The organism is Faecalicatena contorta, assembly GCF_022835095.1.
GTDB lineage: Bacteria > Bacillota > Clostridia > Lachnospirales > Lachnospiraceae > Faecalicatena > Faecalicatena contorta.
This window is the reverse complement of sequence record NZ_BQNQ01000001.1, coordinates 3720859-3737229: the sequence shown is the minus strand read 5'-3', so window position 1 is coordinate 3737229 and position 16371 is coordinate 3720859. Positions and strand designations below refer to the sequence as shown.

Annotated in this window: 16 protein-coding genes; 10 read left to right on the top strand and 6 right to left on the bottom strand. The window is 45.6% G+C overall.

What is annotated here, in order from left to right; all coding sequences use genetic code 11:
• Window position 1 precedes the first annotated feature (1 nt).
• The 6 genes from MWG26_RS16790 (at window position 2) to rbsK (ending at window position 6400) form a co-directional block, all read left to right on the top strand.
• Window positions 2–1048, top strand: a complete 1047-nt coding sequence (locus tag MWG26_RS16790; protein ID WP_025656563.1) for a uroporphyrinogen decarboxylase family protein — start codon at window positions 2–4, stop codon at window positions 1046–1048.
• A gap of 74 nt (window positions 1049–1122) precedes the next feature.
• Window positions 1123–2454, top strand: coding sequence for an ABC transporter substrate-binding protein (locus tag MWG26_RS16785; RefSeq protein WP_025656564.1), 1332 nt, complete (start codon window positions 1123–1125; stop codon window positions 2452–2454).
• A gap of 76 nt (window positions 2455–2530) precedes the next feature.
• Window positions 2531–3394 (top strand): carbohydrate ABC transporter permease, encoded by an 864-nt coding sequence (locus tag MWG26_RS16780; RefSeq protein WP_025656565.1) that lies wholly within the window; start codon window positions 2531–2533, stop codon window positions 3392–3394.
• Window positions 3395–3397: 3 nt separating this feature from the next.
• Window positions 3398–4240 (top strand): carbohydrate ABC transporter permease, encoded by an 843-nt coding sequence (locus MWG26_RS16775; RefSeq protein ID WP_025656566.1) that lies wholly within the window; start codon window positions 3398–3400, stop codon window positions 4238–4240.
• Window positions 4241–4341: 101 nt separating this feature from the next.
• Window positions 4342–5325: a nucleoside hydrolase gene (locus MWG26_RS16770; protein ID WP_025656567.1), complete on the top strand. Its 984-nt coding sequence runs from the start codon at window positions 4342–4344 to the stop codon at window positions 5323–5325.
• A gap of 142 nt (window positions 5326–5467) precedes the next feature.
• Window positions 5468–6400: a ribokinase gene (gene rbsK, locus MWG26_RS16765; RefSeq protein WP_025656568.1), complete on the top strand. Its 933-nt coding sequence runs from the start codon at window positions 5468–5470 to the stop codon at window positions 6398–6400.
• Window positions 6401–6673: 273 nt separating this feature from the next.
• Here rbsK and spoVAC read toward each other — a convergent pair whose 3' ends face one another.
• The 4 genes from spoVAC to MWG26_RS16745 form a co-directional block, all read right to left on the bottom strand.
• Window positions 6674–7132, bottom strand: coding sequence for a stage V sporulation protein AC (spoVAC, locus tag MWG26_RS16760; protein ID WP_025656569.1), 459 nt, complete (start codon window positions 7130–7132; stop codon window positions 6674–6676).
• Between the two features lie 169 nt (window positions 7133–7301).
• Entirely contained in the window at window positions 7302–7964 is a 663-nt protein-coding gene (locus MWG26_RS16755; protein WP_025656570.1) for an ABC-2 transporter permease, read from the bottom strand.
• Window positions 7952–8833 (bottom strand): ABC transporter ATP-binding protein, encoded by an 882-nt coding sequence (locus MWG26_RS16750; RefSeq protein ID WP_025656571.1) that lies wholly within the window; start codon window positions 8831–8833, stop codon window positions 7952–7954. The genes MWG26_RS16755 and MWG26_RS16750 overlap by 13 nt, the downstream gene beginning before the upstream one ends.
• Before the next feature lie 3 nt (window positions 8834–8836).
• Window positions 8837–9211 (bottom strand): GntR family transcriptional regulator, encoded by a 375-nt coding sequence (locus MWG26_RS16745; protein ID WP_025656572.1) that lies wholly within the window; start codon window positions 9209–9211, stop codon window positions 8837–8839.
• 614 nt (window positions 9212–9825) lie between these two features.
• Between MWG26_RS16745 and MWG26_RS16740 the strand changes: the two genes are divergently transcribed.
• From MWG26_RS16740 to MWG26_RS16730, 3 genes are all read left to right on the top strand, one after another.
• Window positions 9826–10836, top strand: a complete 1011-nt coding sequence (locus MWG26_RS16740) for a stage V sporulation protein AD (RefSeq protein ID WP_025656573.1) — start codon at window positions 9826–9828, stop codon at window positions 10834–10836.
• 54 nt (window positions 10837–10890) lie between these two features.
• Window positions 10891–11247 carry a stage V sporulation protein AE gene (spoVAE, locus tag MWG26_RS16735; protein WP_025656574.1) on the top strand — a complete coding sequence of 119 codons (357 nt, stop codon included), beginning with the start codon at window positions 10891–10893 and terminating at the stop codon, window positions 11245–11247.
• A 107-nt stretch (window positions 11248–11354) separates the two neighbouring features.
• Window positions 11355–12995 (top strand): Na/Pi cotransporter family protein, encoded by a 1641-nt coding sequence (locus MWG26_RS16730; protein WP_117440859.1) that lies wholly within the window; start codon window positions 11355–11357, stop codon window positions 12993–12995.
• Window positions 12996–13260: 265 nt separating this feature from the next.
• On the opposite strand, the gene MWG26_RS16725 is transcribed toward MWG26_RS16730, so the two are convergent.
• Window positions 13261–14298 (bottom strand): uroporphyrinogen decarboxylase family protein, encoded by a 1038-nt coding sequence (locus tag MWG26_RS16725; protein ID WP_025656575.1) that lies wholly within the window; start codon window positions 14296–14298, stop codon window positions 13261–13263.
• 198 nt (window positions 14299–14496) lie between these two features.
• Here MWG26_RS16725 and MWG26_RS16720 point away from each other — a divergent pair, with 198 nt between their 5' ends.
• Complete coding sequence (locus tag MWG26_RS16720) at window positions 14497–15402, top strand: AraC family transcriptional regulator (RefSeq protein ID WP_025656576.1); 906 nt, start codon at window positions 14497–14499, stop codon at window positions 15400–15402.
• 326 nt (window positions 15403–15728) lie between these two features.
• Here the strand turns inward: MWG26_RS16720 and MWG26_RS16715 are convergent, their stop codons facing one another.
• Window positions 15729–16142, bottom strand: coding sequence for a hypothetical protein (locus tag MWG26_RS16715; protein ID WP_025656577.1), 414 nt, complete (start codon window positions 16140–16142; stop codon window positions 15729–15731).
• Between the last annotated feature and the right edge of the window lie 229 nt (window positions 16143–16371).

Below are 16371 nucleotides of genomic sequence, written 5' to 3'. Positions count from 1 at the left end.
TTTGACAAGCAGAGAACGTGTATTTGCCGCTCTGGCACACCAACAGCCCGACAGATGTCCTGTGGATTTCTGGGCTGAGCCGGATACGTTGCAAAAGCTGCTCCGGTATTTTGGTGCAGCCAGGGAGCAGGAACTCTACGATCTGCTTCAGGTGGATCTGCAGTTTGTATTTCCGGATTCCACGCTCCCTAAGCCAAAAATCCTGGCTGACGGAAGCTGGTATGACCATATGGGGGTTCACCGCCGTGTGGTAAAAAACGATTATTGTTCGTACGAAGAGTACGCATCCAGCCCATTAGGCCTTGCAGCATCCGCAGAAGATTTGGAGAGATATGATAAATGGCCGGATCCCGGGGCCTTTGACTGGCGCGGATTTTCAGAAAAGATTGGAGATCTGCATGAAAAACGGGTGATAAAACTGCATGCAGGGGGGATTTTTGAATATGTCTGGGCGTTGCGCGGATTTGAGCAGCTTCTGATGGACATGATACTCACCCCCGAAATTGTCCATTATATCATGGACCGCTTCTGCTGCTATTGGTGTGACTATATCAAATATGCTATGGAATATGCAGGGGACAAAATTGATATTGTCTATACTTATGACGATATTGCCGCGCAGGATTCCCTGATTGTATCATCGGAAATGCTGGAAGAATTTATATACCCTTACCATCGCAAGCTCAATGCGTTAATCAAAGGTTATGGGAAAAAAATATTATATCATTCATGCGGTTCGGTGATTACGCAGATCGGCAGTCTGAGCAGGCTTCCGATTGACATACTCAATCCGATTCAAACCAGCGCCAAAGGAATGGATCTTCAGCTCATAAAAGAGAAATGGGGAGATACCTTATGTTTTCACGGAGCGATAGATACGCAGAAGATATTGCCGGCAGGAAGTGTGGAGGAGGTGAAAGAAGAAATCAGGCGCGTAAATTCAGTTTTGGGAAAAAATGGTGGGTATATTATGGCTTCCGCACATTATCTTCAGAATGACACGCCCATAGAAAATATCATGGCCCTGTATGATGTATCGCTGCGTTAGCATACCGCCGCATTGAGATTTAGCCTGGCAGCGCAGAATCAACCAAAAAGCAGTAAATTAGAGGAGGAATTAGAATGAAAAAACGAATCATGTCAATTATTGCACTTGTTATGGTATGTACCTTAACGGCTTGTTCTTCTAAAAGAGAGGGGGACGGGGACAGTAGTTCCAAAGCCGAAGGAGAAAAAGAAGGAGGCGTTGTACTCAATATGATGCTTACCGGCGGAGGACAATGGGAGGACAAATTACAGCCCATTGTAGACAAGTATTACGAAGAGACCGGAGTCAAAGTTGAATTTGAGTGCTATGAGCATAATAACTATTTTCCAGCAATGGAAGCGAAGATGAATGCCAAGAGCGATACCGTAGATATTATCGGCGTGGATGATCCTATGACAGCCGCATATGCGGCAAAAGGCTACATTGTGCCTCTGAATGATTATTTCTCAGAAGAAGAAATAAACGAATTTGTTCCGGCGTCAGTCAACTCCGGTTCCTGGGACGGCAAGTTTTACAGCCCGCCGATGAATACTTCTTCACAGATTCTATACTATAATAAAACATTTCTTGAGGAAGCGGGGATCGCAATACCTGAAATGGATCCCAATAACCGTTTGACATGGGAAGAACTCGTAAAAACAGCGGAGTCAGTGGTCGGGAAAGTCGATCCGGACGGCGCAAAGGGGATTAACGGCATTGTCTTTGAGCAGGCGAATGAGGGCTATCAGATGCTGGCGCTGCCCAACAGTCTCGGCGAAAAAGCGATTGGCGACGACGGGCTTTCCGTTGACGGCATCATCAATACGGAGGGCTGGATTAAAGCAATGACTTTTGTCCATGATTTATACGAGAGCGGCCTGGCTCCACGAGGTCTTACATCTACAGAAAACCAGTCTACGTTTACTTCCGGGAAAACGATCTTCCTGATTGGCGGAAGCTGGGTTGCAAACAGTGAATTTGCGGATGGATTTGAGTGGGGGTATACATACTGTCCGGCATTTGAGGGATATGAGGATAAGGTAGCGACGCCTACGGGCTCCTGGCACTTTGGCGTATCTGCTTATAGTAAACAGACGGAAGCGGCAGCGGAATTTATCAAGTATATGAGCCTTGGAGAGGGAAACGATATGTGGCTGGAGGCAAACGGGGATGTTCCTGCCCGGACTGCTGCTGTGGATCAGGTGATCAGCGATCCCAAGTATGAAGAATTTCCGAAGAGCGTTCAGCGTATTGCGGCATACGAGGCAGCTAATACGGCGGTTGCGCGTCCGATCACTCCTGCATACTCCGAGTATAATTCCGTATTAAACGCGACACTGGTCGATATTGAAAATGGCGCGGATCCGGTGGAAGCCCTGGGAAGCTGTATTGAACAGGCGAATTACCTGATGGAGGCTTATAAATAGGACTTACGGATCAGACATTCATGCCGGGCCTGGACGGTCGGAACCGGACAGGCCTGGCTGAGAAGAAGGAGGAACTATGCATCCAAAAAGACATCTACCAAGGAAGAGAACCATGATCTTTCCTTACCTGGTCATTGCACCCGCAATTATTCTGATTCTCATATTTAAACTATACCCTATTGTTCTGAATATATGGTCTAGCTTTCAGGGCAATGACGGTTTCTCTACCGGGAATTATGCGCGGATTTTCGGAGACCGGAATTTCTGGAATTCCATTCTGACTACCTTTAAATTCTGCATCATCCTCATCCCTGTGCAGATCGTGATTTCCTTCGGCATGGCGCTGCTGGTCAGCCAGAGACTTCGGGGGATAGGGGCCTTTCGGACAATCTATTATCTGCCTGTTACAGTTTCAATCACAGTGGCCTGTATTATGTGGAATATGATGCTGAATCCCACAAATGGCGTTGTAAACAGCATACTGATGAAATTGGGGATGGAGCCGCAGCAGTTTTTTACAAGTAATAAGCAGGCCCTTGCCAGCATTATGATGCTGTGTATCTGGAAAGGCTGCGGATACCTGATGATGTTTCTTCTGGCCGGGATCAAAGACATTGACGAGACTGTATATGAATCCGCGAAGATCGACGGGGCGTCCTACTGGCAATCTGTATTTCACATTATGCTTCCAATGCTGAAGCGCACAATGGCATTTGTTGTGATCAATGATACAACCTCCAACTTATTGCTGTTTGCTCCTATGTACATGATTACAAAGGGCGGCCCGCAGAATTCGACCAATGTGCTTATGTATGAAGTCTATAAATCTGCATTTATTTACGGGGATTCGGCGAGGGCGGCGGCATCCATGTCCGTACTGCTGTTGATCGTGGGAATCATTGTAGCGGTGCAGTTCAAATTCTTAAACAAGGAGGAATGATCTATGAAGAATAAGCACAGGGCAGGCCGGGCGGTGAGTATTATTTTATTAATACTATTGGCTTTTGTGGCAGTTTTTCCGCTAGTCTGGACATTTTCATCCTCATTTCGTTCTGATACGGAAATCTACCAGTATGCATTTCCATTTCAATGGCATACATTCGTGCCGGTTGAATTTACATTAGATGCGTATAAAGAAATTTTCACACAATTTCAATTTTGGCGTCCTATTTTAAATACTTTAATTGTTTCCGGTGCAATCATGTTCCTGGGCTGCCTGCTGAACTCTCTGGCGGCATATGGATTTGCCTTCTTTCAGTTTAAAGGGAAAAAATTGTTTTATGGGCTTGTACTGCTTTCCTTTATGATACCTTTTGAGTCGATTGCAATTCCGCTTTACAAAGTAGTAGATCAGTTTCATTGGGTTGATACATATAAGGGCCTGATCATTCCCACGGTAATTGACGGATTCGTATTATTTTTATTTGTACAGTTTTTTAAGAATATTTCAGCCGGATTTCTTGAGGCTGCCAGAATAGATGGCGCAAGCTGGATGCAGATTTATGCGCGGATTATACTTCCGCTGTCTAAGCCTGTTCTTGTAACAGCGGCGCTTATGGCTTTTATTAACCAGTGGAATTCATTTTTGTGGCCGCTGCTGGTCGCGCACAGAAAAGAAATCCGTTTGATACAGGTTGCACTCTCCGACTTCACTGCGGAACACGTCACGCTGTGGTCCTGCCTGTACGCGGCATCCGTCGTATCAGCTTTGATTCCGCTTGTATTGTTCCTGCCTTTCCAGAAATACTATGTCCAGGGGATCACCTCCGGCGGTATTAAGGGATAAGGAGAAATGTGGCATAAAGAATAAGGAGAAATGCGTTAATGCCGGAAAGCAGCAGCGTTATTATGTTGGGCTGCGTACAACCATAAATTGGAGGATAAGAAATGACTGATGAAAAATTGAGAGAAGAATGGCTGGAATTTGTGGGGCATTCGAAAAAAAGTGAGGATCAGAGCGCACAGAAGATCCGAATCATAAAAAGGCTGGAAAGACCGGACGGAATAGTTGATACAGTGCTGGATACGGATACCTATAATGAAATCGACGACCAGTACGCACTGGCTTACATGCTGAAATCGGATGATAAGATTCGTGTAAAGGCAATCTATTCGGCCCCATTTACCAATAGCAAATCGAAGAGCCCAAAAGATGGTATGGAGAAAAGCTATGAGGAGATCCGGCATATTTTGCAACTGATGGGACAAGAAAAGATGTTCGGCAGCATTTACAAAGGTTCAGAAGCCTATCTGCCGGATGAGAAAACGCCGGTTATCTCAGATGCGGCGAAAGACCTGGCAAAGCGCGCCATGGAATATTCGGAAGACAATCCGCTGTATGTGATCGCCATAGCCGCCATAACCAATATCGCCTCCGCCATTTTGATGAACCCGGAAATTGTCAACCGCATTGTCATCGTATGGCTGGGGGGCAATGCCCTGGAGTGGCCGGATAACAAGGAATTTAATCTATATCAGGACATCGCGGGGGCAAGGCTTGTATTTGGTTGCGGGGTTCCCCTGGTACAGCTCCCCTGCATGGGAGTCGTCTCCGCTTTTACCGTCAGCGGACCGGAACTGGAAGCATATATCAAAGGAAAAAACGGGCTGTGCAACTACTTGGCAGACTATACGGCGAAGGAAGCCGCAGCATGCGGAGCCGGGGCGGTATGGAGCCGCCCGATATGGGATGTGACAGCCGTAGGATGGCTGCTTGGAAAAGAATTGATGTACGACAGGCTCGAATACGCGCCCATTCCCGAATATGACCACAGATATTCCATTTGCAGAGAAGGGCATTTTTACAAATACGTATACCATATCAACCGCGACAAGCTGTTAGCGGATTTAGTGGAAAAACTGACAAAATAAAAGTAACAGTTCAGATTAGCCAAAACTGTGACAAAGTAAGGAACCTATTTTAAAATACTTAGGCACAGAACTTAAAAAGATTGAGGCGCAAAAAAAGTTAAAGCAGAACCATGAATATAACGAAACGGGAGAAGATAAAAATATGGAAATAGCTGTAGTTGGAACCATGAATATGGATATGATTATACATGCGGACCGGATCCCACTGAAAGGAGAAACGATTCCCGGCAGCAGCATCGAATACCAGCCGGGAGGAAAAGGCGCAAACCAGGCTGTTGCAATGGCGAAGCTGGGAGCGCGCGTCACCATGTTCGGTTGCGTGGGAAATGATACGGCCGGGAAAAAACTCATCAAAAACATGGCTCAATATGGCGTAAACACAGAACACATAAATATATTAGAAGAAATCCCCACAGGCCAGGCATTCATAACGGTCGGAGAAAAAGACAACACAATCATCATCATAGCCGGGGCGAACAATTATGTCAGCAAAGAGTATGCCAAAAACAACCACAGGGAAATACTAAAAGCAGACATTATCGTCCTTCAAAACGAAATACCCGAAGAAACCATAGATTATGTAATACGCCTATGCCACAAGCACAACAAAACCATAGTCTGGAATCCAGCCCCGGCCAGAAAACTAAACCCGGAACTCCTGGAAATGGCCACATACCTGACCCCAAACGAGCACGAAGCGCAAGTAATATGGGGGGAAGAAGCGGCAGACATGGCAAACCTGCTGCCCCGTTATCCCGGCAAACTGATCATCACCCGGGGAGAAAAAGGAGTCAGCATCAACACAAATGAAAAAGGAATCATAACCCTCCCCGCCATAAAAGTAGAAGTAAAAGACACAACTGGAGCGGGAGACACCTTAAACGGAGCCTTCTGCGTAGGCCTGTCCAAAAAAATGCAAGAACTCCAGGCATTAGAATTCGCCAACATAGCGGCAGGCCTCTCCGTACAAAAATGCGGAGCCCAGATCGGAATGCCAGACATAACAGAAGTAGAAAAAATATTACTGACCAGTTCACTTTCGAAGCAAGAAACACAAGCAATCGCCAGTAATTAACGGATTTTAAACACATCCTCTGTTGAGTGTACCGTAGGCTCACTAGATAAAAACCACATCGAATTGGGAGGCTAAACTCTGCTTCCGAAGCAGAGTTTAAAGCAGCCTGAGCCGTGCAATTCATCAGAATTGCGCGGTGAATGCCGCTGGTGCCTCCCAATCCGATGTGGTTTTTATCTAGTGAGACTAGGCAAACGGCCCGTCTCCGGAACTCCCCCATAAGTTTCCCGCCCCTGCCCCGTCTCTCTACCCTCCGCACAGGCGTCCAACACTCTAAATAACCTTAAACAGCCAATAAATAATCCCCAAAGCCCAGCTCGTGAATATCCCATAAAGTATCACTGGCCCCGCGATGGTAAAGATCTTACACCCAATCCCAAAGACCTGCCCTTCTTTTTTATATTCAATAGCAGGTGATGCAACAGAGTTGGCGAATCCTGTGATAGGAACCAGGGCTCCGGCTCCGCCCCATTTTGCGATTTTGGGATAGATATTGATTCCGGTAAGTATAACGCTGAGCAGAACCAGCAGCAGGGAAGTCCAGCTGCCGCACTCGTCCTTGGATAAGCTCTGAAGTTCACAGTAATTGTAGATGAACTGCCCGACCGTGCAGATGATTCCTCCCGTGACAAAGGCTTTTGCCATATTAACATAAACATTATGAACAGGAGTTTTTTGTTTAACATAATCCTGGTACTGCTTTTCCTGCTTCATTTTTTCTACTTTATCCATATCTGTTTCTCCTTTAAACACTAGATTGGGATTAGTATTTGGAAAATAAGATAGAATATACCAGCAAAATGGTTTTTGTAGCTGCGAGCACGTAAGTGGCCGTATTTCGGCCGCTTACGTGCGATGCATAAAAAATAGTTGGCAAGGTTATTTCGCGCCTTACTATTTTTTATAGTTTTTCTCTTTGTTTTGTAAATCTTTTTACGGAAACCAGATAACTTACAGTAACCATAATGATATCCAGCAAAACGGCAAGAATCCAGAAGATTAATGGATGCTGTCCTGTAAAAAACGGTATTATAATATCATACAGATCGGTCAGCATGATGAGCAGAAAAAGTCCGACGGGCAGAATTACCGTGAGCAGATAAATGATGGAGGCTGCGTTCAGGCCAGTGATGAAGCTGGATAATAGATTGACACTGGTGATAAATACGGCGCTCAGCCAGCCGCCTAAAAATAAAAGAGCGTAAGTCTTCCAGGAGATGCTGCCTGTGATAGCGTGATGCAGGATACAGAACAGGAGCATTTCGGCCAGGTACAGGAGATGGCAGGAAAATGCGGCCTGAAACCGCGCTGTAACGATATCCCTCTGTGTATAAGGCATGAGCCTTGCAGACATCATTCCCTTGTAATTGGTATCCAGATCCTTCATCGTTGCCGGTAACCCTGACATGCTGATTGGAGAGGCAATCACCAGGAAAGTAATGGCACCGTAAATATTTCTCAGCACGAGCAGGAAAAATAAAAAGTATACGGCTTCCATAATATAGGTTACTTTTGTATTCTTTCTATAAAACGTAAGCAGATCTCTGTAAACTAATCCTGACATGTGATAACCCCCTTAATATAAAAAAGCATAATATCTTCAACGGTTGCGCGTTCGATGACCAGATCCGAAAAATGGGACAGCAGCTCCTGCTTGCTGCGGACCAGAACCTGTACGGAATAATCGCCTTTTATATAAGCCTGATAATCATCCGGCGAAAGCGCTTCGAAAAAGCTGCTGCTGCAGTTCAACACCCCGTATTGGTTGTCAATTTCTTCTTTTGACTTCATGAATCGAATTCTGCCTTCATGCATGAAGATGATGTAATCCGCTATTTTATCCAGGTCACTCGTGATATGTGATGAGATCAGGACGGAATGATTTTCATCCAGCACAAAGTCCTGAAGAAGATCCAGGATTTCATCTCTCATCACCGGATCCAGTCCGGATGTTGCCTCATCCAGAATCAAAAACTCGGGATTGTGTGATAAAGCAATTGCGAAGTTCAGCTTAACGTTCATACCCTTTGATAATTCCTTTATTTGTTTGTCTGCGGGAAGGTGGAATCTATCCAAATATTCTTTAAAAAGACTGCTGTCCCAGTGTGTATAAGAACGTTTCATAATGGAGTCAATATCGCGGCAGTATAGGTGCGGAACCTGGTGCAGTTCATCCAGAACGGCTCCGACTTTCTGCTTGATCTCACGCTCCTGTTTTCTAAAATCCATATCTAATACACGTATATCACCGCTGTCAATGGAGATCATATTCAGGACGGCGGAGATTGTAGTTGATTTGCCGGCACCGTTCTCCCCGATCAGACCGACGATCATCCCTCTGGGAATCGTAAAAGACACATCATCCAGTTTGAAATCCTTATATGTTTTCGTTAAATGGCTTACGCTTAATATATGATCCGTAAAATATTCCATAAATCAGTCCTCCTTGTAAAATAATTCAAGAATATTAATGAGCTGTGACAGCGGGATACCGTTGCACCTTGCTATCCCGGCAGCTTCTTTGAGCTTTTCTTCCGCAATCCGCAGCTGTTCTTCTCTAATAAAGTCTTTGTTCCGGGCAGAGACGAAAGTGCCTTTCCCGGGGATAGTTTCTATAAATCCATCCCTCTGGAGATCTTCGTAAGCATGCTGTGCGGTGATAACGCTGATGTGCAGGCTCTTAGCAAGCATACGCATAGAAGGCAGGGCATCCCCGGCCTTCAGCTGGCCGCTCATAATCATCCCTTTAATCTGGGATGTAATCTGCTCATAGATAGGCTTCCCCCCGCTGCTGCTGAGAATAATATCCAAATGTAATCCCTCCTTCCCATAGAACATTATCTAATCATTAACCACTTATTTAGTTTAGAATTACAGTGCAGCCAAACACGTACTTAACTGTACTTATTGTATAAGTACACTATATACAAAAAGTATACTTTTGTCAATAAAATATTTAAAAAACTAACCGCAGCTAGAAAAGCCCCCATTCCTATCCCATCCGCAGCTCCGGTCAGTGCCGCCAAAATCCGAGCCCATCCCTTCCGACCGGATGCACCAGCTTACCGTGAGCCGGGAGATGCTGCGGGAAGTGCCTGTCCTGTTGGAAATGCATATGAGCGAGCTTAGCAGCAGTTAGAGGAAATCCGCAGAATCAGCCGGAAAAAAGCTGCTTTCAAAGCAGCTTTTTAAAACACCTGAGGCGCTTAATCATCAGATTAAGCGGTGAATGTGTTTGGTTCCGGCTGATTCTGCGGATTTCCTCTTACTGCTGCTTAGCTCGCTCATATGCATTTCCAACAGGACAGGCACTTCCCGCAGCATCTCCCGGCTCATGGTAAGCGTCCGAATGAATAATATGGAAAAACCCTGGCATACTAATCATAAAAATCCAAGCAAATTATAAATGGAAACGAGGGAAAGAGATGAATCAGGTAAAAGGCAGCCAGAGCATCGGCTTTGGAGAATCTCCTTATCTTATCAGCAGCGGCTCCGTAGTCGGAAGTAAGGAAGCGGAAGGGCCGCTTGCAAAATTATTTGATATGACAAACCAGGATGATCTTTTCGGAGCAAAGACCTGGGAAGAAGCAGAGAGCAATATGCAGAAAGAGGCGTGCGTACTTGCGTTGGGTAAAGCACATGTACCGCCGGAAAATGTGCGCTATCTGTTTGGAGGCGACCTTCTGCGACAGGGAATTGCGACTTCTATGGGGGTTGAGGCGCTACAGATTCCCATGTTCGGACTGTACGGAGCTTGTTCCACTTCAGGAGAAGCGCTGGCACTCAGCGCGATGAGCGTCGCAGCAGGGTATGGGGACTATATGCTGGCTGTCACATCCAGCCATTTCGGGAGCGCGGAAAAGGAATTCCGTTTTCCTCTGGGGTATGCGAACCAACGGCCATTATCCGCGCATTGGACTGTGACAGGGAGCGGCGCATTTCTGGTGGGCACCGAAAAAAGCCATATCCGCATCAGCGGGGTAACCGTAGGTAAAATTGTGGATTATGGGCTAAAGGATTCCCAGAATATGGGTGCATGTATGGCGCCGGCTGCGGCAGACACCATTGCACAGAACCTGCAGGATTTTGGCAGAAAAGTGGAAGATTACGACAGAATCATAACCGGAGATCTGGGTTACGTGGGGCAGGATATTCTGTTCGACCTGATGCAGGGAAAAGGTTATGATATTAAGACAAAACATATGGACTGCGGCATGACAATCTATGACCAGCAGGCCCAGGACACCCATGCGGGGGGAAGCGGCTGCGGCTGTGCGGCAGTCACTCTGGCGGCCTATATACTGCCAAAGGTGAAAAAAGGAGAGTGGAAGAGGATTCTGTTTGTTCCTACGGGAGCTCTGATGTCCACCGTCAGTTTTAACGAGGGAGCCAGCGTGCCCGGCATTGCCCATGCCATTGTGCTGGAACACTGTTAGTTTAAAAGTAGCAGGGGCGTAACATAAGAAATTTCGCCCTCAAAGGAGGTTCTTATGGATTATTTAAAAGCATTTTTAATAGGCGGTATTATTTGTGCAGTGGTGCAGATTCTGCTGGACCGCACAAAACTTATGCCCGGAAGGATTATGGTTCTTCTCGTCTGTACCGGTGCTGTTCTGGGCTTCTTAAACATTTATGAGCCGTTCCAGAAGTTTGCGGGGGCAGGGGCAAGCGTTCCGCTGCTTGGTTTTGGAAACGTTCTCTGGCAGGGTGTGAAAGAAGCGGTAGATAAAAATGGGTTTCTGGGAGTATTTATGGGAGGTTTCAAGGCAAGCGCCGTTGGAATCTCTGCAGCTTTGATTTTTGGGTATATTGCATCCTTTATTTTTGAGCCGCGGATGAAAAAATAAAATCCATATAAAATATATGTAAAATTATGTTGTTTTTTGTAAATGATAATGTTATCGTAATAATGCGGGAAAATTTAGAATAGCAGTATATTTTTAGGAGGAAACGTATGAATTACGTAAGCATTATTATCCCTTTTGTCGGGGGCCTTGGCATGTTTATATATGGAATGCAGATTATGGCCCAGGGGCTTGAGAATGCCGCCGGCAGTAAGATGAAGACATTATTGGAAGCACTGACAAAGAATAAGTTTTTTGGTGTTCTGCTCGGTGCTTTTATTACGGCCGTTATTCAGAGCTCTTCAGCGACAACGGTCATGGTTGTCGGTTTTGTGAATGCGGGGATTATGAATCTGACCCAGGCAATGGGAGTGATTATGGGTGCCAATATCGGTACGACCGTTACCGGCTGGCTTGTATCCAGTGTGGAGTGGGCGAAGTTTTTAAGTCCGGGAAATCTGGCGCCGATCGCAATCATGCTTGGTGTGATCGTGATGCTGACAGGGACAAGGCGTTCGACAAAAGATGTCTCCAGCATTATCATAGGATTTGGTCTGTTGTTTGTCGGCATCACGACGATGTCATCGGCAGTATCTCCGCTTCAGGAATCAGAGGGATTCCGTAATATCTTTGTAACGCTTGGACATAATCCGTTTCTTGGAATTATTGCAGGAGCGGTGGTTACGGCGATTATCCAAAGTTCTTCCGCCTCTGTTGGTATTCTGCAGAGTCTCGCGGCGGCGGGGCTGGTTCCGTTCAATGCTGCGGTTTACATTATCATGGGACAGAACATCGGTACCTGTGTCACAGCTATCATGTCCAGTATCGGTGCCAAAAAGACGGCGAAGACAGCGGCGGTTATGCACCTTTTATTTAATATTATAGGAACCGTGCTCTTCAGTGTTGTTGCGATCATATTTTTCAAGGTGATCTACCCGAATGCGGGAGGCGGCATTATTACACAGACAGAGATCAGTACGGTGCATACCATCTTTAATATTGGAACAACTGTCCTTCTCTTCCCGGTTTCGGACTGGATCATTAAACTGGCCAAGAAGATGGAAAAGGAAGACGACAGAGAGGTGGACGAGAGCCGTGTACTTTTGGACGACAGAATCCTGGAGACACCAGGGATTGCACTGCAGTCAGCAGTCAGCGAGGTTGTCCGTATGGGAACCATCGTAAAGGGGACATTGGAAAAGTCCAGGAATGTTATGTTTACAAAAGACTACCAGGAGATTCTGGATATTAAAGAGGAAGAAAATGTGGTGGACAGGCTGTGCAGCGGCATCACGGATTATGTCATCAAGATCAGCGCGCTGTCCATTAATGAGAAAGAGCACCAGCACATTGCGAGTATCCTGCAGACCCTGTCAGATATTGAGCGTATCAGTGATTACTGCGAAAATATTTCAGAATTTGCTGAGACACTGCAGGAAAGAAAGGCAGAATTTTCCGAAATCGGCACTGCTGAGCTCAGAGAGATGATCAATGTCTGTATCGATAGCTATGTATATGCAATTGAGGCATTTGAGGAAAACAGCAAAGAGAAGGCAATGAAGGTGATAGAGAAGGAGAGTCAGGCAGATGATCTGGAGATCCGCCTGCGCAGCGAGCATATGAAACGTCTTGCCACGAACCAGTGCAATACGGATGCGGGAATTGTATATCTGGACGCACTTGTGTGTCTGGAACGTATCTCTGACCATTCCAGAAATATTGCAGAAGAAGTACTTACAGTAGCTAATTAATCCACAGGGACTGCTGCGCGAACCGCTGAATGCGGTGAGCCGGCAGTCCTTTAAAGTAACAGTTCAGGCATGTCTGACCTGTTACTCTTTTTATGATATAGGAAATTCCTCTGGGAGGATGCACACGCCGCGATAAGGTATATAGCCGCAAAGCGGTGTGTGCAAGCCCCTCATGAGTGAGGGGGTGGGAAGCCCATGTGGGCTTGCCCGCTTTTTTCCTCAAAAAGGCCCGGTAAAACTACGCCGGGCCTTCTGTTATCTATGTTTAAGGTTTCAGTGCTTCGTCCAGCATTGCCGCTATATTTTCCGGCGGAACATCATCGAGAATCGTTCCCTGGCTCGGTGAGAGAACCAGTCCGGTTGGAAAGATTTCACGAAGTTGTCGTACCTTAGCCCTTACTTCCTCAGGGGTGCCGTTTGGAAGCAATTCCTGTATATCTATTCCACCGCAGAAAGAGACGCTTTCCCCATAGGCATCTTTAATCCGGCGCGGATCCATTCCGACGGCCGTAGCCTGAAGCGGATGGATAAAATCGGCTCCCGCTTCAATGAGTTCCGGCATAGCGTCGAATATGGCTCCGCAGGAGTGATAGATGACCTTGACTCCATAGCTGTGAGCCTGCTCAATAATCTTTTTCGCTCCCGGCATAACAAAATCATGAATCATTTCCCGGGACAGCATAAGCCCTTGCTGGCTCCCAAAGTCATTGGCAATTATAATGGCATCCAGCATTCCCTTTGTGGACTCATAAACCACTTCATTGGCTTTCAAGTAGAAATCCACAATTTTATCGTCTACAGCCATATAAATCTCCGGATTGCAGACCATATTCATCAGCGCGGTCTCCATGCCGAATGCGGCGCATGTATCCTGGAAATGTGCGCTCCATACCTGTGCAAGGGTGGCGCGTCCTTCCGGCGCCATTGCACAGCGGCGCTTTACTTCCTCCGCATCAATATACTTTCTTGGGTCCGGCCAGTCGAAAAAATCCAGATCCGATATCTCCTGCGCAGCTTTAAAACAGCCGTCGGCCGTCAGGGTCCGGTGGTCCGGATCTACATTCGAGCCATTTCTATACCAGTCGAATGCGGCTGCTATGCTGGTGGCATAGCCGGAATCATAAGGAATGTCAAAAGCATACACATCATCGCCTGCTTTGACCTGCAGTTCGTGCCAGTTGGATACGCCGAAATACCGGCAGAGGATATTCATTTCCTCTCCGATTGGCGCACTCATCCATATGGGTGGTCTGTCTAAAGGCTGCCTTGCTGCGGCAGCAAGAAAACGTTCTTTTCCTGTCATTTTTAAATCTCCTTTCGTTAGAGTACGGAACTCCTTTAAACTAATATTAAAAAAAATCCAGGCGGTATACAAGGCACCGGAAAATATTGAAATAGTATGAGAGTATTATTTCTCAGTAAAAAATTGACGTGATTTTCATTATTATTTATAATAAGATAGTACAAAAATTAAAATGAGCCAAAGACAGGAGATGAGGCTGTGGAATATATAAAAGACGCCCCTTTTGCAAATATATTTGTATGTAACGGCGATATAGATTTTCATGACTATTATTATATATCGCCGTTCAAGGAGATCGAGGACAGTATTTATTATTGTGTCAACAGAACGGGAATTGAATCCCGAGTACCCAGCCTGTTCTTTGTAGAACGGGACAGTACTATGAGCTACTGCGAGGTGTTCTGCATTTTTTCGGGAAAGGGAAGGCTGACTTTCAGGGGCAATACTTACGAGCTGGGTAAAAACCAAGTAATTGTACTTCCTGCAGGGGAAGAACATTCATATGGAAGCGATGAGGCGGAGCCATTGGGAATGTCGTGGGTAGAATTCTACGGGGGTGACAGCAGAAGGCTGACGCGCCACATTGTAGACACACAGGGCCCTGTGATCGAAGGAATGATATTTTCAGATGCATCTGCAGCATTGGGAATATTACAGCAGAAACTAATGATTGATGAGCGCCAGAATGTCTCCCTGGAGATCTACCGCCTGCTTCTGGAGATTTTAAAAAATGAGAGGCGTTACGCAATGGCCGAGATTTCCCAGGATGTAAAAGCAAATTTTTCCCGCGTAGAGGCCTACATAGATGCCCATCTAAGGGATAGGATTACAAACAGCCAGCTGGCTGACGTCTGCGGGATCAGCCTTCCCTATTTTATCAAACAGTTCAAGGCCATTTACCGGATGACGCCCCAGGAATTCGTAATGAACAGAAGACTGAGGAAAGGCAGGCAGATGCTGATGCAGACAGGACTGCCGGTCGACGAAATCTCGGAAATGCTGGGCTTTTGCAATACAAGCCATTTCATACGCCGCTTCAGAGAAAAAGAAAAAATGACTCCGGCGCAGTACAGGGGTGCTTATCGGATTGAACAGGGGCTGTAGTATCGTGGACGATGAGAACCGGGAAGGCTCTTCAGTGAGAGGATTCGCAGGAGTGGGGATAAGTATCTTTTTTATTGTGTATTGTTCCCATAAATCGAAAGACTATGGCGCAGTGGATAAAATATTTGTTAAACTCTAAAATATTGTCCCTTTATATTCAGCTGGGAGTGATTAAAAACATCGGATTAACAACTCCGTGTTTTCCAGTGCTCTGCCCAGCTGACAAAGGGGGAGAAGACAGAAGTTGCATGTCCGCACACTTCTTTTATTTTACTATTAATCCCTTTGAAGACAAGGCTGTTTGTTATATTTTGCTATTGTATGGCTTATTTGGATATCATGGGATTTAATTTGTTATACAGCCTTAAGGTCTTGGCTTCGTTTGTAATCTCGAAAAGAAGTGTCTGTTTGAAATCGTAAAAGATTATCATAAAGTAACGGTGTTTATCACCATCACCAATCAGATCCCGGAGAGCTTCTATTACTATCCCATGAACCACTATTTCACCGTGAACATTTATTTTTTTATTTACAATCTGGTTTTCCGAACCCATGTAGATATTTTTAATTCTGCTCGCTGGCAGAGTATATAATGATGTATCACTGCCCCTGTCTTTTACTGTCAGAACTTGTCCGGATATACCCAGTGTCACTGTTGTTCCCCTGCTGACGGACGGTATTCCATCTAACATAATAAGATCTGCCTCTGGATCTTTATTGCTGCTGCTGAATAATCCCATAATACTTTTCTCCTTAAAGTTAAATTGAGAAAGACTGCTGTCTGTTATTTGAGTATCTTCAATTGTTATTTCTCAGATGTTTTGTTTATTACTATCCTTTATTATATAATACAACGCGCTAAATGTCAGCGAAATTCGTTCACTGAATAAATATTTTTTGCTGTCATGCACTTAACAAGGATTTAACATTATGATGATTTCAAACTTTACATTGATTTTATATGATTGC